This is a genomic window from Pradoshia sp. Z5_111 (genome assembly GCF_058267535.1).
The window spans coordinates 797,078-820,033 of sequence record NZ_JBZCPQ010000001.1; the positions used below are offsets into that span (position 1 = coordinate 797,078).

The 22,956-nt window shown below is 35.5% G+C and carries 20 protein-coding genes; 6 read left to right on the forward strand and 14 right to left on the reverse strand.

Annotation, left to right across the window (positions count from 1 at the left end; all coding sequences use genetic code 11):
• Positions 1-215 precede the first annotated feature (215 nt).
• The 9 genes from AC4D4A_RS03910 to AC4D4A_RS03950 all read right to left on the reverse strand — a co-directional run bounded on the left by AC4D4A_RS03910 (position 216) and on the right by AC4D4A_RS03950 (position 11,749).
• Positions 216-821, reverse strand: a complete 606-nt coding sequence (locus AC4D4A_RS03910; RefSeq protein WP_066104120.1) for a hypothetical protein — start codon at positions 819-821, stop codon at positions 216-218.
• A gap of 264 nt (positions 822-1,085) precedes the next feature.
• Positions 1,086-1,394, reverse strand: coding sequence for an HIRAN domain-containing protein (locus tag AC4D4A_RS03915; RefSeq protein WP_066104124.1), 309 nt, complete (start codon positions 1,392-1,394; stop codon positions 1,086-1,088).
• 903 nt (positions 1,395-2,297) lie between these two features.
• The gene (locus AC4D4A_RS03920; RefSeq protein ID WP_490994660.1) at positions 2,298-3,623 is read right to left on the reverse strand and encodes a hemolysin family protein; all 1,326 of its coding nucleotides are present in this window, start codon (positions 3,621-3,623) and stop codon (positions 2,298-2,300) included.
• 294 nt (positions 3,624-3,917) lie between these two features.
• Positions 3,918-5,357 carry a glycoside hydrolase family 1 protein gene (locus AC4D4A_RS03925; protein ID WP_490994661.1) on the reverse strand — a complete coding sequence of 480 codons (1,440 nt, stop codon included), beginning with the start codon at positions 5,355-5,357 and terminating at the stop codon, positions 3,918-3,920.
• Between the two features lie 3 nt (positions 5,358-5,360).
• Positions 5,361-6,935 carry a response regulator transcription factor gene (locus AC4D4A_RS03930; protein ID WP_490994662.1) on the reverse strand — a complete coding sequence of 525 codons (1,575 nt, stop codon included), beginning with the start codon at positions 6,933-6,935 and terminating at the stop codon, positions 5,361-5,363.
• Positions 6,932-8,656, reverse strand: coding sequence for a cache domain-containing sensor histidine kinase (locus AC4D4A_RS03935; protein ID WP_490994663.1), 1,725 nt, complete (start codon positions 8,654-8,656; stop codon positions 6,932-6,934). Before AC4D4A_RS03935 ends, AC4D4A_RS03930 begins: the two co-directional genes overlap by 4 nt.
• A 6-nt stretch (positions 8,657-8,662) precedes the next feature.
• On the reverse strand, positions 8,663-9,511 hold the full coding sequence (locus AC4D4A_RS03940; RefSeq protein WP_490994664.1) for a carbohydrate ABC transporter permease: 849 nt from the start codon (positions 9,509-9,511) through the stop codon (positions 8,663-8,665).
• 13 nt (positions 9,512-9,524) lie between these two features.
• On the reverse strand, positions 9,525-10,400 hold the full coding sequence (locus tag AC4D4A_RS03945; RefSeq protein ID WP_490994665.1) for a carbohydrate ABC transporter permease: 876 nt from the start codon (positions 10,398-10,400) through the stop codon (positions 9,525-9,527).
• A gap of 65 nt (positions 10,401-10,465) precedes the next feature.
• On the reverse strand, positions 10,466-11,749 hold the full coding sequence (locus tag AC4D4A_RS03950) for an extracellular solute-binding protein (protein ID WP_490994666.1): 1,284 nt from the start codon (positions 11,747-11,749) through the stop codon (positions 10,466-10,468).
• A gap of 432 nt (positions 11,750-12,181) precedes the next feature.
• Between AC4D4A_RS03950 and AC4D4A_RS03955 the strand changes: the two genes are divergently transcribed.
• The 6 genes from AC4D4A_RS03955 to arfA all read left to right on the forward strand — a co-directional run bounded on the left by AC4D4A_RS03955 (position 12,182) and on the right by arfA (position 18,443).
• Positions 12,182-12,556: a hypothetical protein gene (locus tag AC4D4A_RS03955; protein ID WP_490994667.1), complete on the forward strand. Its 375-nt coding sequence runs from the start codon at positions 12,182-12,184 to the stop codon at positions 12,554-12,556.
• A gap of 472 nt (positions 12,557-13,028) precedes the next feature.
• Entirely contained in the window at positions 13,029-14,378 is a 1,350-nt protein-coding gene (locus tag AC4D4A_RS03960) for an ABC transporter substrate-binding protein (RefSeq protein WP_490994668.1), read from the forward strand.
• 70 nt (positions 14,379-14,448) lie between these two features.
• Complete coding sequence (locus AC4D4A_RS03965; protein WP_490994669.1) at positions 14,449-15,402, forward strand: carbohydrate ABC transporter permease; 954 nt, start codon at positions 14,449-14,451, stop codon at positions 15,400-15,402.
• Positions 15,395-16,240: a carbohydrate ABC transporter permease gene (locus AC4D4A_RS03970; RefSeq protein WP_490994670.1), complete on the forward strand. Its 846-nt coding sequence runs from the start codon at positions 15,395-15,397 to the stop codon at positions 16,238-16,240. The genes AC4D4A_RS03965 and AC4D4A_RS03970 overlap by 8 nt, the downstream gene beginning before the upstream one ends.
• A 34-nt stretch (positions 16,241-16,274) precedes the next feature.
• Positions 16,275-16,919 (forward strand): YesL family protein, encoded by a 645-nt coding sequence (locus AC4D4A_RS03975; protein ID WP_490994671.1) that lies wholly within the window; start codon positions 16,275-16,277, stop codon positions 16,917-16,919.
• Positions 16,920-18,443 carry an arabinosylfuranosidase ArfA gene (gene arfA, locus AC4D4A_RS03980; RefSeq protein ID WP_490994672.1) on the forward strand — a complete coding sequence of 508 codons (1,524 nt, stop codon included), beginning with the start codon at positions 16,920-16,922 and terminating at the stop codon, positions 18,441-18,443.
• A 407-nt stretch (positions 18,444-18,850) separates the two neighbouring features.
• On the opposite strand, the gene AC4D4A_RS03985 is transcribed toward arfA, so the two are convergent.
• The 5 genes from AC4D4A_RS03985 to AC4D4A_RS04005 form a co-directional block, all read right to left on the reverse strand.
• Complete coding sequence (locus tag AC4D4A_RS03985; RefSeq protein WP_139892843.1) at positions 18,851-19,387, reverse strand: GNAT family N-acetyltransferase; 537 nt, start codon at positions 19,385-19,387, stop codon at positions 18,851-18,853.
• 264 nt (positions 19,388-19,651) lie between these two features.
• The gene (tsaA, locus tag AC4D4A_RS03990; RefSeq protein WP_139892841.1) at positions 19,652-20,116 is read right to left on the reverse strand and encodes a tRNA (N6-threonylcarbamoyladenosine(37)-N6)-methyltransferase TrmO; all 465 of its coding nucleotides are present in this window, start codon (positions 20,114-20,116) and stop codon (positions 19,652-19,654) included.
• Positions 20,117-20,290: 174 nt separating this feature from the next.
• Entirely contained in the window at positions 20,291-20,800 is a 510-nt protein-coding gene (locus AC4D4A_RS03995) for a DUF6609 family protein (RefSeq protein WP_139892840.1), read from the reverse strand.
• A 411-nt stretch (positions 20,801-21,211) separates the two neighbouring features.
• Positions 21,212-22,084 carry a pirin family protein gene (locus tag AC4D4A_RS04000; protein ID WP_490994673.1) on the reverse strand — a complete coding sequence of 291 codons (873 nt, stop codon included), beginning with the start codon at positions 22,082-22,084 and terminating at the stop codon, positions 21,212-21,214.
• A gap of 585 nt (positions 22,085-22,669) precedes the next feature.
• A complete protein-coding gene (locus AC4D4A_RS04005) occupies positions 22,670-22,870 on the reverse strand; it encodes a cold-shock protein (protein ID WP_050614125.1) in 201 nt (66 codons plus the stop codon).
• Positions 22,871-22,956: the final 86 nt, after the last annotated feature.

The following is a 22,956-nucleotide window of genomic DNA, read 5'->3' on the forward strand; positions in this document are numbered from 1 at the left end:
TAATAGCTATAGCAATCATTAATCTAATCCAATTAGAAGAGATTGGTGTAATAAAAATTACTGGTAACGAACAAATGTTATTAAAGATAAACCCTCCTAATCCACTTTAAAAGGTGATTTAATAGCATACTAGAGCAGATAAACTGAAAATATTGTTAAAAGTGTCTCTACTAAAAAAGCCGCCCACTAAGGGCAGCTCTTCTACTTCTTTACTTTTAAAAAGAAGAATTTTTATTATCCATATGTAACTTTCGGGTTACAGCTACAATTCTTTCTTTAGGAACATCCGGATGCTTGTCCTTGATTATCTTGACACATTCAACCCAATTGATTTCAGATTTTAACAAAGAAGCGATTTCGTTTTCTATCATTGGATCTATTTGATAAATATCACTATCGGTTTCATCCGTTTCATTCTTTCCATCCACACTTTGGTCAATTTTATCAAACAGCAGCGAAGCAACAAGATGAATAGCTATGATAATTATTTTCACAGTTGTAGAAAGATTGATGACTGTAAAAAAGTAATCAAGTGCGCTAATAACTATATAACTACCAGCGAAAGTTAAGATACTCGCAATCAACTTATTGACAAAGATATCCTTATAAATGTCCGTTACGGCGTGAAGAAAGCTATCAATAATAGTCCCCACTCCCATATCTATAAGACACAACAGAAAAAGAAACAGAATTAAATAGATTAAATTCTCATAATACTGGCCTGTAAAATGAATAATCAAAGCATAAATAACCATGAGAGGTAGAAACAAGACTAAAACTACCGTCATAAGTAAAGAAGTAGATAGAAAAAAATTCTTCACAAGTATAGACTCCAGTCTCCATAGCTTTCTCCGCCTACGGTGGTTTTTTGTTAAATTATAACAATTATTTCACATAAAGTCAGCAACTCCATATGAATATCCTGCCTTTTCCGTTTTAGTTTCTACTTCCAACTTAATCAAAATCTTGCGAGAGCCACCCACAGCCTCTACTAAAATAAGACTTTCACTTTAAGGACGGCGTATCTCTACTTCACTTACGTTTAACACTTCAAAATTAATGCCATTCTTTCAGGCAGATCTGATTTAAGCACTCTCTTCATTTCCTAATAATTTCACGATGATTGTATCCTTTACAATGAAAGCCACTTGTCCCATGCATACGTCCTCGAATGTATCATAGATTCTGCCGGCACTGCGGGTTCCTTTTGCAACTGTCTGATAACTATTAGCCACATAACCAACCTTGCCAATTGTATCGAGCTCGGCTTGAATTGCTTCATCATCATGCTTATTATCAAAGTCTTTTCTTAAGATTATCTTCTGACCAACCTTGAAAATATCCGCTCCAAAATAATGACAAACACCTACAACGGATATATATTTCTCTGCCATTTCTATCCCCTCCATGCGACACTTTTTATTACTTTACTCTCTATATATTTACGAATTTCACAAAAATAAGTTTCGTTGGTTCCTTGTTTTAACCTAGCTGGTCACAAAAAAGAGATAAGATAGCTCACAGATCTTATCGGTTCTTGTATCTTCTTAATAGGACCTATTTTGTAGCTCGTCCACCTTTTAGTCTGTATGAATACCAATATATACAAAATTAAAAAAGCCTTAGAGAATCGACATTAATTCCTAAGACTTTTAACGTTTCTTTACCTTTATTATAATTCTGAATTTAAATCCTTCAATTTATGAGAGTAATGCTTTTTTTGATTAAAGTATACATATTCTAGTCTCTCACAATAGCTTAAATCACCATCCATGATAGTCGTACCATCAAATACAAAGGAATCCAGTTTTTCTAAGTTCTTGATAAAGGATATTGAAGGAACACTACCACAGTCTAGTAAACGTATTTCTCTCCCTTTAAGATTTTTCATTACATTAAATTGAATATTCTTACATTTCATGTACAAAAAGTTTCGACATATAAAAAGAGGCTAGGATATAAGTATTTCAGTCAATGATAAATCCGAAGCATTAGGTGAAATTTTAATAAATATTTCGCCTAATACTTCGGATTTTTATTTGTTTTCAATAGATTGGTTACTTCTGTATACCAGTATTAAACTTAGTGGAATGGAGCGGAAGCCACCGACTCCTGCGGGAAGGCTGAGACCCCGCAGGCGCAGCCGAGGAGGCTTAGCTTCCTCCCCGCGGAAAGCGAGTGGCTGCAGCGCAATGGAACGAACCTTTCTTCCAACTTAACTCTTTAATAAGTAACAAAGTCGATAAATTAGATATCGTTCGTCTTTTCAGGATCGTTTATAAGTTATGTCCCATCCTCTATATTATTTCTTCTATTGAGTCTCTTTCTAGTCTTGTGATTAACACTTTATCTACTCGGGCACGATCCATGTCCACTACTTCAAGTTGTAAGTCATCTACTTGAATGGTGTCTTTAGTTTTTGGTATATATCCAACTTTATTTATAATAAATCCACCTAATGTGTGGAAGTTTTTACTTTGGTTAAGGATCGTAAAGTCTTCCAAATCAAAATACCTAATAAATGTATCAATTGAAACAAGACCATCTGCCAACCATGAGTTTCCTTCTCTTTCTATAATTTGCGGCTCTTCTTCATTATCCTTTTCAGGCATTTCTCCAATAATATTTTCCATAATATCATGAAGAGTGACAAAGCCCTCAATTCCTCCATACTCATCAACTATAACGGCTTCATGCTGGCCAGTTTTTTTCAATGTTTCCAATGCCCGATATACTTTCATTTGTTCTGGCAGAACGAGTGTATCTTTGACAGAATCCGCTAAAGAAAAATTCTCTCCTGCCACAATTCTTGATAAAAGATCTTTTTTATGAATGATTCCTTGAAAATCATCTAAACTTCCATTGCCAACGGGAAATTTGGAGTAATGACTTTCATTAATTTTTTTCATATTTTCTTCAAATGAATCCTCTAGATCAATGTAAACAAGCTGCGTACGAGGTGTTAAAATATCACTCAGACGTTTGTCCCCTAAATAGAAAATTTGTTCTACCATATCCTGCTCTATTTCTTCGACAATCCCACTATGAACACCTTGTTCAATTAATTGAGTTATTTCTTCCTCGGTTACATTCGGTTGGTTTGTGGGTTTTATTCTTAATAATTTTAATGCAAAATCAGTAGACTTACTTAAAAACCAAATAATTGGGCGTCCAACTTTTGAAAAATAATACATTGGTTTCGCTACTGCACATGCTACTTTTTCTGGATTTCCCATACCAATCCGTTTTGGAACTAACTCACCAATAATTAATGATAAGTAAGTAGAAAGTCCTACAACAACGATCAGACTTAGCTCATTACTGAAAGAAGCAAGAACATCAATTTGTTCAATATAAACAGCTAGCTGGCTTGCAATGGTTGCACCGCCAAATGCACCTGTAATGACCCCAATTAATGTGATTCCGATTTGAATAGTCGACAATAATTGATTCGGGTCATCCGCTAATTTCAGAGCATAACTAGCACTGGAATTTCCTTCATCACGCAATTTTTCTAGTCTATTCTTCTTAGATGTAACAATTGAAATTTCGGTCATAGCAAATATACCATTTGCCACGATAAGTATTAACAAAATTACAATTGAGGTCCAAATGCTGTCCAAAAAAATCTTCACCGTTCCTTAATTAAATTTTTCAATTAATATAACGTATACTTTACACCATAGTCTATTTCCCTATTATGCTCAAAACAAGATAATACATTACCATATATATATCATCTAAATGTATCTTTCACAGACTTATTTTATATATTTTTTAAAAATATAGCCTTTTTAGCAGCTTAAAATAAGACTGTCCATATAGCTGGCTATCATCTGAGTATCCATTAATCCTACTGAATCAATTTGATTTCACAGGCTTGGAGGTTAGTTACATTCTGAAATACTCATCCCAACTCACCTATAAAAATCATCATTCTCCGCTTCAAATTCTTTTGTTTCGATTATTTGTTTATACCAGTAAGCGGATTTCTTAAGTGCTCGATTGCGGTTATCGTCTAAATTAATTTCAACTAAACCATAGCGGTTTTTGAATGCGTTCATTGGTGATACATTGTCGGTGAATGCCCATAGCATATAGCCTTTACAGTTGGCTCCTTCTTCGATTGCCTTTAAGAGCCATTTTAAGTGCTCGCTTATAAACTCAATTCGGTAATCATCCTGAATGATTTGTTCTTCATTCTTAAATCTGCCTTCATTTTCTACACCCATTCCATTTTCAGCAATAAACCATTCAATGTTTCCGTACTCTTCTTTTAATCTGACCGCCATATCAAACATAATTTGCGGGTAGATTTCCCAGCCTCGATACGGGTTCATTTTCTTACCTACTAGCTCGTGTTTTTCATAATAGTATTCAGGGTGGAAAGGTGTTTCTTCATTCCATGCAGTTGTGCGTGCTTTGACACGGTGTGGGAAATATAGATTAATGCCTACATAATCAATCGTATTTTCCTTAATGAGCTGCAACTCTTCAGAGGTGTGTTCAAAAGTAATATTATGTTTTTCCATTAACTCAAATAATTCCTGTGGATACTCACCCTTAATGGCTGGATCTAAGAATACACGATTGAAGAACAGGTCATACATTCTAGCTGCTTTTTGGTCGTGTTCAGAGGATGAACGAGCATAGGTAACTTCTGGGTTAAGGATGGTCCCAATTTTGGCTCCTGTTTGATTCTTTAATCCCATTTCCTTAAATAACTTCACTACTTTAGCAGTAGCAAGCCCTTTATTATAGTTCCACTGCATCCATTTTTTTGTGTTCTGTTCATATGGCCACCGAATCGCATCTAAATATATGCGTGTTTGGACTACAACTGGCTCATTAAATACGAACCAGTGTTTCACACGATTCCCATAACGTTCAAATACCTTCTCCGCATACTTTACAAATAATTCAACCACATGCTTTGAACCCCAGCCGCCGTATTTTTCAAATAAATAAGCAGGCAATTCATAGTGCTCCAGACAGATCATTGGCTCTACGCCATTTCTAATTAATTCATCAATAACGTTTCCGACAAAGCTTGCGTATTCTTCATCCACAACAGCATTCTCATAATCCACTAAAAAACGAGACCAATTGATTGATGTTCTAAAATGGGTAAGACCAATTTCCTTCATATAACTGATATCTTCTTTATAGCGATTGTAGAAATCAGTTGCAGAAGCAGGTCCATATCCGTTATGCCAAACATTCTTATTCTTTTTGTACCATAGGTCTAAATATGAATCCTGAGACTCTTTTTTATCGGTCCAGCCTTCAGTTTGCCATGCAGAAGATGATGCTCCTAAAATAAAGCCCTTTGGTAGCTTCAATGTTATTTTTTCCATCTATTATGATCTCTCCCCAGTTTTTCTATCTTGCAGGTTTCTAAATTTCCGATAGTCCGTCGCGGTCATTCCTGTCAGTTTTTTAAACACTCCCACGAAATACTTATATTCATGGAATCCTACTTGTTCGGATATTTCGTTTACCTTAAAAGGAGTCTCCGCAAGTAAGATCTTTGCTTCATCCACTCTTAATTGGTTAACGTATTCATTGAAATTAACGCTTGTTTTCTGCTTGAATAGAGAACTAAAGTAATTTGGGGTTATATTAAGGACCTCCGCTACTTCATGAACTCTAATATTTGTTCTGTAGTATTCATGTATGTATTCCTTCGCGTGATTGATTAACAAATCCTGTTTGTCAAAATTCTTCAGTTCAGATTGATATTTACGAATGGAGGAAAGGTCCAGATAAAAAAGTTCTTTCAATAATTCGTATGAGTTATATTCATGAACATTTATGCTATCGCTGTAATAAAGATCCCATTTCCTTACCTGTTTCCCACTCAGAGACTTATAGTGATCCAAAATTTTATTAATTAGCTCTCTGCAAACCTGAACAGCTTCATCCAGGAAAAATTCATGTGTTGTAAAGTATCCGAATAATTCATTTGTAAAAGTATGTAGGTCCAAATCCTTCATCTGGATAATAGCATCTATTAATTGCTCTTCAAGTTTAGTAGGATACGATTGAACGGTATCCCGTCTCAATTGATCTGAAACCACGAGGCTATTACTCTCTGTGAAAGCCAAATAACTTCCTTTATTCAGTAGTTCTGTTAGTACATCCTTGAAATCTTCAACAGGAATCCACTCATCATTCCAAACAAATTGTAGAGTAAATCCATCAGTTCGAATCAAGCTTTGCCGGATATCCGACGTCACTTTCCGACCATCTTCATTATGAACACAGGTGACTAATATATTTTTTTCCGTAAAGAACGAATAAGAGGTAAGTCCATATTCTCGCAGTTTCCTCTCAATGCTTTTCTCCCATCCACCTAAAAACGCTTCATATTCACCTTCTGAAAAACTATACATTTTTCGCATATAATTTTTATGCATACTAATAAATGGATAAATCATGAAGCTGTTGTAATGGTCTGATTTAGCAGGTGCAGACCTCTGTAAATTTGTTACTTGTTGGAGAATTGCATTTCTCAATCCTATTTTGTCCCGTTCTATTTTTTGCTGCCGCTTTTGATTCATTTCGTTCGTTATCTCTTTAACATTTTCCATGAGCTCATTAATATCAACCGGTTTAAGAAAATAATTATCTACACCCAATTTTATAGCTTGCTGGGCATACTCAAATTCTTCAAATCCACTAAGAATAATCGTCCGAATCTGAGGGTAATTTTCATACAGAAAACGCGCCAGCTGCAAACCATCCATTTTTGGCATCCTTATATCTGTAATAACAATATCAATTTCGCCATATTGTATGACCTTCTCGATGGCATCTTCACCATCATGTGCTGTGTCTACTACTTCGACGTCGATGGTCTCCCAGGGAATCGTTAAACGCAGACCACGGGAAATAATAGGTTCATCATCCACTATTAACATTTTAAAAGTCACGAGTGTTCACCTGATTTCTCCACGTTTATGGGCTGCCAAAGTAGTGGCAGGATTAGCCTTACCAATGCTCCGGATTCAGCTTCTAACACCAGCAAACCATAAGGTTCTCCAAACGCAATCTCTAAACGTTCCTTTAGGTTTTTCATTGCATAACCTGTATCTTGCTTACCTTTTTCGAACCCCCAACCATTATCAATCACATCGATCCATAACTGATTTTCCGCCTGATAATAGCGAATGGTAATGATTCCTTGTCTGGGTAATTCTTTAAAACCGTGCTGGATGCAATTTTCAACTAGTGGCTGCATTAATTGTTTCATTATGTAAGAGCGTTTGATTTGTTCATCAATAAAAATGTAAAAAGACAGACGTTCTCCTAAGCGGCTTTTCTGTAATTCTAAATAGGATTCAATATAGGCTATTTCCTCCTCTATTGTAACCCACATTTTACCATTATTTAAATTCATACGGAACACTTTTGAAAGTTGTTCAATTTGTTGACCTGTTTCCATCGCATTTTCAAGGCGTGCGGTCCATCGAATCATGTCTAATGTATTGTAAAGAAAATGTGGATCAATTTGATTCTGAAGCGCCTTTAATTCAGATTCCTTTTGTTTAATAGTCAGTTTGTATTCTGTATCAATATGTCTTTGGATGGTTTTGACCATTTTATTAAATTGCTTACCCAGTTGACCAATTTCATCATTTGTTGAAACGCCCACATTCGCAGAGAAATCCCCTTTCTCAAGCTGATGTGTTTGGCTAGTTAATTCAATTACTCTTTTTATATTAGAGCGATAGAATCCATAAAAAGCGATGATTCCACATACGAGAAGAAGAAAAATCATATTACGAATCGAATTTCGAACGGTATATAGTTCCTTGACCAAGTGCTCCTCATTTACAATCACGATAGATGTCCAATTTGTCCCACTCAGCTTTTTTTTAACAGCTTTGTAGGTATGATTGTTTTTTGTAAAATCATAAGCTAGGTTTTCACTATGATTGACCCAATCGATAAAGGCAGGATCATTGTATTTTTTTCCTAGTAACTCTTGATTAGAATGAAGAATAACTTCACCTGACTTTGACATGACCAGGTAATTTCCTTGTTTCACTTCTAAATTTTTCTTGATTTTTTCCTGATCCAGACGGATTCTTACGATGCCAATTGGTTGATTAATCTTATTTAAGTCGTTAATGACTCTAGAGAGGCTGATCACATATTTTTTCCCGTCCCATCCACTTGTTACTCCATAGGTATCACTCCAAATGGGAGAACCTTTTCCGTCTATGGCAGCCTGATCTAACTTATCCTCGTTTCCAAAAACAGGTTCACCAAATGCCAGCTCTTCGCCATTTCCTCCTTTTAACAAAATGGAGGATATATACTCATTTGACATCAATTGAAAAGTAAAATAGCCTTTTATCCCGTCCATACTGCTTTGATCCGCAAGAGGAATTTCATCCGTATTTTTAAAAAATGACTGGAAGTCCTCACTGTAGATCATATAGGAAGACATACTTTCAACATCGCGCATAATGGACAAAAGGCTTTGTTCATCTTTTTCCAGCATTTCTATGATATCCTCTTCCAGCTGACCTTTAAGTACTTCCGTTGTTTGGTAGTAAATGAGTATTCCGTAGCATACTGTTGGAAGTGTTATGAAAACAAGGAATATAATCATAAACTTCTTTTTTAGGCCCCAATTTCGAATCATTTTCATCTACCCTTTTACCGCACCAGCTGTCATACCTTTAACAATATTCTTTTCAAAAATCATGTAGAAAATGACAATTGGAATTAAAGACATCGTTAATCCAGCCATTTGGGCACCATAGTCGGTTGTAAATTGACCTGCAAAGTTTGCTAAACCTAGCGGCAATGTTTGAAGCTCTGGGTCATTAATTAAAACTAATGCAAAGGAAAATTCATTCCAGTTGTAGATGAAATTAAGAATGACCGTTGTAGCGATTGCCGGACGTGACATGGGGAGAATGATGGACCAGAAGATTCTAAAAACTCCGCACCCATCCATGATGGCAGATTCTTCGATATCCTTAGGAAATCCCTTCATAAAGCTTGTGAGAATAAAGATCGTAATGGGTAAATGAAAAGCGATATACGGAAAGAGTAAGGTGATGGGTGTATTTAATAATCCTAAATTTTTCATTAGAATAAACATAGGTACTAATGTGGCATGAATCGGAATTAATAATCCAAAGATGAAAAACCCATATAACCACTTGCTTATCTTGAAATCAAATCGAGATAAGAAATAAGATGCTAAAGCCCCGATAAAAACGGTTAATACAGTCGCCGTTACAGTAATAAAAATGCTATTTTTAAACAGGACACCTAAGTTAGCAATATCCCAAGCAGCCGTATAGTTTTCTACTATAAAATTCTTAGGAAACCCAAATTGGTTTGTTGCAAACTCCTTTTCGGATTTAAAGGAGTTGATTGCCATCCAAATAATTGGATACGCATTAATAATTGCAAATATAATTAATGCTATATAGATGCTAACTTTTTTGAAGCTTCTTTTCTTAGGTATTTCATTTGTTTTCGCCATCTATACCCACCTCCTAAATCATTTTCTTTCCTAATACTTTGTTTACAATCGCAATTAAGATCAGACTAAAGAAGAAAATAAATACGGATACTGCACTACCATAACCATACTGTAATTTTGAAAATGTTTCATTAAACATATAGAGCGCCATAACATCCGTTGAATGTGCTGGACCACCATGTGTCATGACATAGATTAAATCAAATGTTTTCAAACTGCCTGCAATACAAAGCGTAATCGCCACTAGAATGGTCTCCCAAATCATTGGAATCGTAATCTTCCAGGTTGTTGCCCATTCCGATGCACCATCCATTTTAGCGGCTTCTAATACTTCAGTAGGTATATTTTGTAATGCGGCCAGAAAAATAATTAAGTATAGACCAACAAACTGCCAAACAACAACTACTAAGACAGATGCCATTGCCCACTTTGTATCTCCCAGCCAATTTTGTGCGAGTGAATCTAACCCAATTGATCGTAAAAATTCATTGATTAATCCATTACGGGAATTGAAAATCAAACTCCAGGTTAAGGAGATTACAACGGTTGATAAAACAACTGGCAGAAACCCAATTGTTCTAAATAATTTTGCACCCTTCAGTTTACGGTTTAATAAAAGGGCAAAAAATAAAGCAAGTGGAACTTGACCCAGCACAGAGACTAAGACTACGTATATATTATTTTTGACAGAGTTCCAAAATAGAGAATCCGCAAATAGCTTTTTAAAATTATCTAACCCTACGAAGGTCATTTCATTGAATCCATTCCAATCCATGAGTGAATAATAGAAGGACTGGAGAATCGGATAAATGGCAAAAACAATATATAGTAAGAAAGCAGGCAGTATACCTAGTATAAACGCTCCCTTAGTCTTATTAGTTAACTTCATTTTCTTCCCCCCTAAACATTCACAGGTTACTTGCATGAAGTAACCTGTGAAAGAACTATAGACGATTATTTACTTTTGTTTCCTTTCTGCATCTCTTCCGCTAATTGTTCAGGTGTTTTGTCACCTAATGTAATAGATTGCAAGCCATTGTTAATAATATCTGTTAGTTCAGGAGTTAAGGTTGCATCATATACAGGCACTAATCCACTTTGAGCAAAGCTATTAGCATCCTGGAATATTTGCGGAATGCTATCATCCATTTCAACAGTAGCTGGAACGATAATATTCGCTTTGATTAATCCTTGGTATAGTTCATCACCATAGTAGTATTTTAAGAATGTGAAAGCAGCCTCTTGCTCTTCTTTACTTAACTTGCTGTTAACGGCAATCCCCCCGCCAGCAGCACCAGCAATCTTGGCAGGATCCCCTTTACCACCTTCAAATGTAGGGAATGGAGCTACACCAATGTTATCAATATTTTCTACACTGTCTAAGATTGGCCCAAGTGCCCATGAACCAGCAAAGTGGAGCGCTGCAGTTCCTTTAATGAATTCATTTCGCGATTGAGCTTCATCAAGAGTATTCATATCCTCATTAAATGCCTTTAATTTTGTTAATTCGTCGATCACAGATAAGGCATTGATAAATTGAGGATCCTCAAAGCTGCCATCTCCGTTTAATGTATTCTCTAAGAAATCACTCCCAGTAAAGCGATCAGCAATTGTAGAGATATAAACAGATTGCAATGGCCAAATTGCTTTGTTACCTAAAGAGATTGGAGTCGTTCCTTTATCATTAAGTGCTTTTACAAGTTTTTTTAAATCCTCGTATGTTTTTGGAAACTCATCAAACCCTGCATCTTGGAGTATGTCTTTATGATAGTAAATTAATCCTGTAATACTTATGTTTGAAGGGATTGCGTAATAATTATCATCTAACGCATAGTCTTGTAGAATGGCATCAGGAATGACTCCATCCCAGTTCTCAATGATTGGGTTTAATGGAAGAATCGCTCCTCCTTCAGCAAGAGGCTCTGTTCTCGCCCCAGGCCATACACGCATCATGTCAGGTAATTGGTTACCAGCAGCTTGTGTTCTTAATTTAGTTTCATATTGGTCATGTGGTATGGCCTCTACCTTAACCTGAATATCATCGTGTTCTTTATTGAATTTAGAAATAATGTCTTTGTAAAGTGTGTTTTCCGGCCGATCCTCGGTCCAGTCAGTCCAAAGTGTCAGCTCAATTGCCCCATCCTTCGTGGATTGACCTGCTTTTTCATCATCATCGCTACACGCAGCTAAAGCTAACACCGTCAGTAACCCCATTAGGACTAAACCTAATTTCTTCATCGTCTTTTCCCCCTTTATCACATAAATTAAAGCGCTTACAAAACTCATTATAACGCTTACCTATTGATTGAAATATCCTACAAACCTATAAAAACATCTAAAATTCTTGGGAAAGGTGTTTAGGATGATGAGGGTCAAGTATTAGGATGGTTTCCTTATTTTTCTGTCTAAAACAGAAAGAGTGCTTGTACATCTTATTCGGCCTATGATCATATACTCATTATAATGCGCCTTTCTAGGTTCTGTATAATCTCTAGTACTAAGCTGCACCTGTATGTTCGCATTTCTTCTATAGGTCATTTTATCCAAAACAGTCGTTTTATTAAAGAAGGGTTTTCTATGGTCTTAACCGAATTTCATTTTATATAAACTAATAGAAGAAACACCTAATACAGAAGTACTTTGAAATAATTATACAATGGAGGTATGTAAATGAAGCGATTATTAGTAGGTTGTACTAAATTCCCTAGTATGGAAGCTGGGCAGATTGGGTTCGCTATCAATAGTAAATCAAATTGTATGGAACCTAATTACCCTTATCAAAATGGTAATGCTAATGGCTTTATCCACATTAGAAACCACGAAGAGTTAGCTGATTTAGCAGAACAAATAGGAGCCATGACCGTAACAGATTTTTTAAGAGAGAATAATCTGCGACCAAATGATTCCTGGAGAAATAAATATATTAGATATTTAGATGAAGAAATTCACCGAGCTTTATTAGACACGGGAATTAAATTAACCATTAATGATGAACTGGTTAATTTTTATACGAAACCAAATTACTATAAGCAAACTACTATATGACATAGTAAGCGTCTCTTTTAATTTTATAAAGGTATTCAACAGGTTCCTGATTGAGGATACTCCTTTTTGATGTTTAAGTAAGTACATCTATATTAAATTCAGCCTTATAGTTTAAAAGATTTACGAAAAGCCTCCGCTCCCTTTACTTTAATGCCTTTATACAAATAAAATACTCCTCCCAAGGTAGGTTGATTTTTTTGATCAATCCCTGCTTGATTCATAGATTATACTTCTCTCCTATTGTACGTATATAATGAATTTATTTAATTGTAATAATGTTTTCACCTTTTAACCTACGATTCACATTGACATGAACGTAAAGGGTTTTTATACTTAAATAAGTAATGTATACGCTTTCAGTGTAATTTCTGAAGGTTATTAAAAAAAAGGGGGTGATTATTAATAACTATTAACCGATTTCTGTATACTTAGTTTGTTCATTAGACGAATAAAGTAAAGGTGGGAAAAGAAATTGAATAAAAAATTATTCTCAATTTTTAGTGCTCTACTATTGTTTTCTGTATTTTTTTTGACAGCATGCAGCGGCGATGACAAAACTGCACCTGCGAATACTGACGATGTAAAAACTGCTGGTGCTGATATCAAAGATGCCACCGAGTTAACTTTTTGGACCTTTGCAGGAACACATGCTACCTTTTATGCCAATGCTGCCGAAAGATGGAATGAACAAAACCCTGATAAAGCTATCAAATTAACTGTTGAAAATTATCCATTTGACCAGATGCATAATAATTTATTGATGGCGTTGCAATCAGGTTCCGGCGCACCAGACATAGCTGATATCGAACTTGCTAAATTCCCTAATTTCCTAAAAGGCGATGTTCAATTAGAGCCTCTTAATGATTTGATTGAACCTGAGTTAGATAGTTTTATGGAAGAAAGGGTTAATATTTATGCGAAAGACGGAAAATTTTATGGAGCTCCAACCCACTTAGGCGCATCAGTCGTTTACTATAATACAGAAATCATGGATAAGGCTGGCGTGGATATTGATTCTATCAAGACTTGGGATGATTATGTAGAAGTTGGGAAAACAGTGGTAGAAAAGACTGGTAAGCCGATGACAACAATCGCAGACAATTGGTACGGAATATGGCCTTTTGTTGCTCAAAAAGGCTCTGACTTTTTTGACGAAAAAGGAAAGTTAACATTAGATAACAAAAAAAATGTGGAAACATTAGAATTTATCAATGACCTCGTTAACAAACATAAAATTGCCGAACTTGCTCCTGGCGGCCAGTACCACACCGAGGAATTCTATGGCTTCATGAATGATGGAGGGCAGGCATCCTTAGTCATTCCAATGTATTATATGAAGGATTTTACAACATACATGCCTGATCTTAAAGGTAAAATTCAAATCCGTCCTATGCCAAAATGGTCTGATTCAGACTATCAATCCGTCACAATGGGAGGAACAGGCACTGCTGTTACCAGTCAATCCAAACATATCGAATTGGCAAAAGAATTTTTATATTTTGCTAAGCTATCCAAAGAAGGAAATATTCAACTTTGGAAAGAATTAGGATTCGACCCTCCTCGTTGGGATGTATGGGAAGATCCTGCAATGAGAGAAGACAATGTTTATTATCAATATTTCCACAAAGATATTTTTGATGTCTTATTAAGTGTCAAAGATAATGTAGCAGGCATTCAGCTTTCTGAGTATACACCCGACGTTTTAACAGAAATCGATTCTAATATTATGCATAAAGTACTAAGGGAAAAATCTCAAACCCCAGAAGAAGCGTTAAAACAGTCAGCTGATACAATCAGGCAGAAAATAGGAAGTAAAGATTAAAATACACGAGATGATGAACGTGGTAAACCAGTCCATCATCTCTTATCTCCATAAGTAGGGAGGGCATAATATGTTTGATATAAATATGAAAAAGAGAGACAATCCTGCTCATTTGATGACTCCAAAAAAAGGAAACGGGCTTTTGAAATTTTTTAATTCAAAAAAAGTCGTACCATATGTTTTTGTCTTTCCATTCATTGTTTCCTTTACAATCCTTACCCTTTACCCAACAATCCAAGCCATTACTATGAGCTTTCAGAGAATATTGCCGGGAAATATTGAATTTATAGGATTGCAAAACTATTCAAGAATCTTTAATGATACATTTTACAAGGCTTTAATTAATTCCACCATTTATATGCTCCTGACAGTGTTAATTTTAATTACGATACCCATTCTTTTGGCGTTATTATTAGATTCTAAGTTAGTTAGATTTAAAACCTTCTTCCGTTCAGCACTCTTTATTCCTGCATTAACCTCCATCATAGTGGCGGGTGTCATTTTCAGGCTAGTTTTTTCAGAATCAGAGCAAGCGATTGCGAACCAAATTATAGGGTTCTTTGGTTTTGAACCTGTTCAATGGCAATTTACTGCCTGGTCAGGAATGTTTTTAATGGTGATGATGGCTTCTTGGCGATGGATGGGAGTCAATGTATTATACTTTTTGGCTGGACTGCAGAATATCCCTAAGGAATTATATGAATCTGCTGAAATAGATGGAGCTAATATGTATCAGAAATTTAGACATGTTACTCTACCATTCCTAAAGCCTATCATTATTTTTGTGACCACCATAAGTATAATCGGAGGTTTCCGAGTGTTTGAAGAAAGTTATGTTATTTGGCAAGGAAATTCACCCGGTAATATTGGGCTGACTCTTGTTGGATTATTGTATCAGCAAGGCATACAACAAAATGACATGGGCTTTGGTGCTGCAATTGGCGTCATACTATTGCTTCTCATCTTTGTTGTAAGTATCTTCTACTTGCTGTTAACAGGTGCATTTAAACGAGGTGATGAGTAGGATGAATAAGAATAGAACCTTAATTAAATTGATTGTAAATTTATTTTTTATCATTGTGGCGTTTATTGCATTGTTCCCTTTATTAAGCCTGATTATCTCATCTTTTCGCCCTTCTTCCGAATTAATGAGAAACGGGATATCATTTTCAATTAACTGGAGCCAGCTCTCTCTAGCAAATTACACACATATTTTCACTGAATCTCCGGCATATTGGAAATGGTATGGAAATAGTTTGGTGATATCTTCCTTGACCATTGTATTCTCTCTTTTCTTTTCATCGATGGTTGGTTACGCACTCGCTGTTTATAACTTTAAAGGAAGAAATGTGCTTTTCCTGTTTGTACTGGTGATCATTATGATTCCGTTTGAAGTTTTAATGCTACCGCTATATCAACTGATGATTGATATAAATTTAATAAATACGTATACAGGAGTCATGCTGCCGCTGATTGTAGCACCGACTGCCGTATTTTTCTTTAGGCAATATGCACTTGGCCTACCTGCCGAATTGATGGACTCTGCTAGAATTGATGGATGTACAGAATATGGGATATTCTTCAAAATCATGGCTCCATTAATGCTGCCCTCCTTCTCTGCTATGGCGATTCTGCAGGGATTAAACAGTTGGAATAATTTCTTGTGGCCATTACTTGTGATCCGTTCTAATGATTTGTTTACATTGCCAATTGGATTAGCCACCTTATTAACTCCTTATGGAAACAACTATGATACATTAATTGCCGGTGCTGTTATGACCATTATCCCAATCATTGTTCTCTTTATCTTCTTCCAACGGTATTTTGTTGCTGGATTAACTTCTGGGAGTGTAAAAGGATGAACGGATGTACTAGTGAACGAGGGGTGTCCTTATCATGAGTGGCCAACGCATTGTAAATTTTCTAGACAAAATCTTTACTTGGATTATGAGGTTAGCAGCCATTAATGCATTATGGTTTTTGTTTACACTGAAGGGCCTAATAATTTGCGGGATTTTTCCAGCTACACTATCGGCTTTAAAGATTTTCAGAAAATGGAGACTGGGCAATACAGATTTTCATATTTGGAATACATTTAAGCACGAATATCGCAAGGAATTTGCAAAATCTAACACAATAGGCTGGATATTGGCTATGGCAGGGATGATTCTATACCTTAATTATCTGGCCATTCAAAGTATGAGCAACGTCAATATTATTTTCCATGCGGCGTTTTATTTGCTAATTTTCTTCTATATCAATCTAGTCATATGGTCTTTCCCACAGTTAGCTCATTATGATGGGAAAATTACACACTTTTTCAGGAATGCTATCATTATTGGATTTGGGCGCATTCACTATACGATTGCTGTCATGGTTTACTTTTTTGCCTTGTTATATATTTCATTAAAATTCCCAGGCTTTCTTCCCTTTTTCACTATAAGTACTGCAGCTTTTGGATGGATATGGATATCTATGGATTTGTTTCAAAAAAATGATGAAAAAATGAATAACCAAATGATTACTGGAGAGGTGAGCTAAATGACTTTAAATATGAAAAAAGCCAAAATGACCCTCGATAAGTCATTTAAAATATCCGAGATTGACCCGAGGATATACGGCTCTTTTATCGAACAATTAGGCCGCGCCGTGTATGGCGGCATTTATGATCCTTCAAATGCCACGGCTGATGAGTATGGGTTTCGTCAGGATGTAATCGAACTGGTGAAAGAATTACAGGTACCTATTATTCGTTATCCTGGCGGCAATATGGTTTCAGCCTATAACTGGGAAGATGGAGTCGGCCCTAAAGATTTAAGACCTAAGCGATTGGAACTGGCTTGGAGATCCCTGGAGACGAATGAGGTTGGCACCAATGAATTTGCCACATGGGCTAAAAAAGTCAATGCCGAAGTTATGATGGCAGTGAATCTTGGAACACGAGGGATTGATGCTGCACGAAATTTAGTCGAGTATTGCAACCATCCGGGTGGAACGTATTGGAGCGACCTAAGAAGAGAGCACGGGTTCCAGGATCCACATCAGATAAAAGTATGGTGTTTAGGAAATGAAATGGATGGTCCTTGGCAAATTGGCATGAAGACCGCCTTTGAATACGGACACCTAGCTGCTGAAACGGCAAAAGCGATGAAACTAGTCGATCCCTCCATTGAATTAGTCAGCTGCGGAAGTTCAGGTTCAGGCATGGCAACATTCCCTGAATGGGAAGCTGAAACGCTTGATCATACATATGAATATGCTGATTATATTTCTCTCCATCAATATTATGGGAATGGAGAGAATGATACGGCAAACTATTTAGCTCGCACATTGGATATGGACAATTTTATTAGAACAGTTATCGCAACGTGTGATTATATAAAAGCTAAGAAACGCTCCAAGAAAAAGATGTATTTAAGTTTTGATGAATGGAATGTATGGTTTCACTCCAATGACCAGGACAAGCAAGTCGAGCCTTGGTCCACGGCTCCTCCACTATTGGAGGATATCTATACGTTTGAAGATGCACTGCTTGTAGGCAGCATGCTCAATACGTTGCTAAAACATTCCGATCGAGTAAAAATAGCTTGCATGGCACAATTAGTGAATGTCATTGCGCCAATCATGACGGAGACAGGAGGCGGCATTTGGAAACAAACGATCTTTTATCCATACTATTATACTTCCGTATATGGACGAGGAATTGCCCTTCATTCGATTGTTGATTCTCCAAAGTATGATAGCAAGGACTTTACAGATGTACCTTATTTGGACCAGTCTGTTGTTTACAACGAAGAAAATGATGAATTGGTTATTTTTGCCGTCAACCGCAATCTGAACCATCCATTATTCGTCGATGTGGATATCCGCTCATTTGAAGGTTATCAACTTATTGAACATGTTGTGCTCCAGAATGAAAACCCTAAAGCAATTAATACAATAAGAAATGAGCAGGTAAAACCTCATACAAGCGATCAATCCTATATTAATGACGGCACTTTAGTAGCTGTACTGCCAAAGATGTCATGGAATATGATTCGTCTTCAGCTACAATATGCAGATTGACCAATAAGACAATAATAAAGGTCCAGATGGCGTAAAGTCCATCTGGACCTTTATTTGGTATGAGGATGTAGCTCACTTTCAATACATGGACAGCAGTTAACAATCTTTCATACTCCCTAAAGAGTTGGTACGACCTGAAATATTTATTATATATATTATCTTTTACATATCGTATCCTCTATCTAACTCATATTGATAATTAATATGGACATAATTTTTAATCTTAATTGGTTCTACTGCTTCATACATTTGCTTTATTGTTATAGGCTGTTTTCGTAAGGATTATTGCTATTGATTAATGCTTGTTTTGATATGAAAATAGCCACCTCCAAAAAGGAAGTGGCTGTACTTGTTATTGGACTAACGCCCCCGTTAGTTTAAGTATATTCATTCACAAACAAAGACAATTACAATAGTAACTTTTCGTAATCACTTTTAAGTATTGCCATAATAATTTCATCTGAATATGCTTTATTGTAATATAAGGACTGACGTAAGACGCCTTCTTTTACAAATCCAACTTTTTCATACGCCCTGATTCCACGTAAATTTTGACTAAATACTTCTAACTGTAAACGATTTAAATTGAGTTGATCAAAAACAAAACTTAGAACTATATTGATTGCTTCAGTTCCAAAACCTTTTCCTGTTAATGAAGTAGAAGCCATTGATATTCTAAATCCTGCCTTTTTATTCTCCTCATCAATATCGTATATTGATAATTCCCCAATCATTTCATCACTACTTTTTAAACAAATAGCGAAATCATAACGACTAGAATCATTATTTATATTATTTATATGTGTCTTAATTTGTTGTAATGAAAAATTAAAAGTAGTCCCAGTCATATAACGTATTTCTTTATCCAGCGTACTTCCTAATATAATAGGGGCATCTGACTCGCAAAGCAGTCTTAAATAAATTCTCTCGCTCTCTAATCTCATTTAATTATTCTCCTTTATTCTCTTGTTTCAAATTGTTTAGAGTATATGTACTTACTTCGATTACATTAATCTATTAGGGCTATGATATAAAAAAGACAAATTATATAAGTTTTATACATAACATAATAAAATGGAGTATCACTAAACTGCCCCTTTTCTACAATAAGAAGTTCAACACAAAAAGGCATTAATCCTTCTTAGATCAATGCCCCTTTTAGCTCAATAAGGAAAACACCTTATTTTTAGACCTGAACGTTAGTTCTTTTAAGAGTTCCAATATCTATCCATCAAAGATATTGACCAATTTGGTTGTTTCACTTCACCTTTTGGCAAAAACTCTTTCATTACTGGTTTGATATCAATTATAGGAGTTCCATCTATTGCATCTAATCCTTTTACAATCAATTTATTATTGTTTCTTTCTAAAAGTTCTACAATAGTAACTCCTAACTTATTAGGTCTATTTTTACCCCTTTGTGCAAAAATACCAACTTTGGGATACTCTTTATTATTTCTTGGATGTCTTGCTTCAAATTGAATATTATCATCTGCAACCTTATCAAAGAAAAAAATGATTTCTAAATGAGAGAATTCATTAATACCTTCTAAAGAAGATTCACTCATATTGTCTGCTAACTCAATAGTTGAAATAACTGAACCCCAATTATCGTCTTCAATAGCTTTACGATTATTATTCACTTTCGCTATTGGAACAATAGAAATTTGCAAAGTTACTCCTCCCTACAACTCCTTTTTAAATCCTTGAAGTAGATATTTCTATATGGTTTCAAAAATATCCTTCTGCCACTAACCTGCCCTTAGCTGTATAACAGTAAACGTGATAACTCAGCTCCTTAATTATATAGTAATGGCAGTTAACGGGCATTTTCAAAGACCAACCATTTAATGCCTCCTATTAAATAACATTCTAAATCCTATACCAATTTTTAGGGTTCCATCAATCAATGCAACTACTAAAAAGGGAATGTTGACTATAAGGATGCCTAACAATCCATTGATAATTGTTAACACACCTAAAACAATCATCAGTTTCCCTTGGGAAAAATAAAAACCAAAAAAATGTATACCAATAACAATTAAAATGGATAACCAAAGTAGTCTTAAATTATCAAAACCAATAAAAAGTCCACAAATGGTACACAAAATAATAGTAACTATTATCGTGATATTATCCATTTTATCTTGAAACTTCGAGTTATTACCGTATGCGAGTTTTCGATTTAAGTACGGCAGTACAAATATTAAAAAATATCCTAGTGAATAACCAACTCCTAAGATAAAAGGTTGTATTAAAAGTTCGCCACCACTAATTGCTGAAACTATTATAATTACACCAATGTAAACTAACCATACTCCGCAAGTTCTTTGTGTGTTATACTCCCTATTCTCCATATTTCTCCTTCCTTTATTTTAGTATCTTATAGTAAATATTCTCTATCTTTATGTAACATTCCTTCTTTCACTAACCTGCCCCGTTTGTTGAACAAGCCATCTTAATTCGACTGTACCACAAATTGGATATTTATATCCTTTTATTCAAGAACAACAATCTATGCGAAAACAGCCTTGTTATATTATTAGCTTCCTCAATGTCTTTTTCTTTAATTAAATCCTTTTTATATAAATGTAAATCAGTAAAATGCCGCTTAAAGTGAAATTTGAACCACTTATTGAAATCAAGAATATTCACTCCCGTACTATTCAATAGATTCCAGTAAAGAAACACAAACTATACAAATAAACACCAGATGTTTATTTTCCATCTGGTGTTGTTTAAAATATATTTTATTTCTCTAATTTGATTTATTTTTTTACTGCAGGTGGTCCAAATAATCCGCGCTGAAAATCTCGGAACGCCTCCCTGATTTCTTCCTGTGTATTCATTACAAATGGTCCACCAAGAGCTATTTCTTCCCGAATAGGAACGCCTGAATAAATCAATACTTTGGAACGAGATAATGCTTTTATTTTTAATTCACTTGAGTTAGAATCTGAGCCTTCCTCATTAAAGGATAGGGTAGCTGTCCCTGTTTTACCTATCTTTGTCTTACTTTCTCCGAACCCCATCTCTCCTGCCAACATATACAAGAATGCATTATGATTCTCAGGCAAAACATGTGTGTATTCAGCCCCTTCACGGAGGCTGATTTCTGTCATCGTAATAGGAACCAGACTATTCATAGGTCCTGTTACCCCTGCAATATCACCTGAGTAAACTCGAATGTATCCCCCTTCAACGTTCACAACAGGAGCATCTTCTACATAGATGTTTTGATAACTTGTTTCTGTATGTTTCAAACTTTTGGGCAGATTCAGCCACAGCTGTAAGGTATGAATAAGATCATCGTCAAAAGCCTCTTCCGCATGCCTGGCTGCCCAACCGGCATTCATGTATTGGGCATCACCAGCATCCAAAATACTATACCCTCCAGCATTATCTATATGTTCAAGCCTTCCATCAATAACATACGTTATAGTTTGAAAGCCTCTGTGGGGATGGTCGGAGAAGGTTCCACGTTTAAACCAGTCTTCAGCCATTAGAATAAACGGGGAAAATTCCTCATTCCTCTCAGGATTTAAAATCATTCCTTGTTGAACATGAGGGTAACCATCTTTATTGTATTTTGGATACCAAAAATCTTTTACTTCTCTCTGAAATGTTGATTCATTAGACATTTCAATACCTCCTCTTGGACTTTTAAACATATGAATAAATTCATTTTCGTGCAGCTTTAACTACTTTACTTAATTTCTACTGAGTTTCTTTTTAGCTCTTATTAGGAACTTTCCAATTAAATGTTCAGGCTGTTCCCCCCATAGCATAAATTGGAATTCCTCAAAGAAGTCATCAACGATCATTTCAATATTCCCTACAGTTTCTTTTGAAAGGCATTTGGTTCTTGATTTAAAACCCTTTGAACGATCCCTTGTATTCTGTGATTGTTTCTTCACCATATACTTTTACTGTAAACTCTTCTTTTATTTCGTAATCCAGTAACTATTTCCCTTGTTGATATCCCACTATCTTACCATTAACACATTACCATAATATTCCGATTCATCATTGGAAAATAACAGATAATCCCTATTTAAATTAGTGAGTACTCAACCACCGTGCCATACTTACCCTACCATTTGAAATTACTAGTTTCATACGTTTGTTACAGAGGCTCTATTGATTTCATGAATAGGGCTTTATTTTTTTCTAATGATGAAATAAAAATAGACCCTACATATGTAGGGTCTATTTATTAGCTGTTATTAAGCTTTTTGAACGTTTGTAGCTTGTGGGCCACGTTGTCCTTGTTCTACTTCAAAAGTAACACTTTGACCTTCGTCTAAAGATTTGAAGCCTTCGCTTTGGATTGCTGAGAAATGTACGAATACGTCTTCTCCGCCTTCACGTTCGATAAATCCAAAACCTTTATCTGCATTAAACCATTTCACTTTACCTTGTTCCATAATTGTTGCCTCCTAGTGTGTTTCCACACAATGTATTACTATCCTTGCTCAAAAACCTTAGACGAAAATCAAAATCGCTTCTCAAT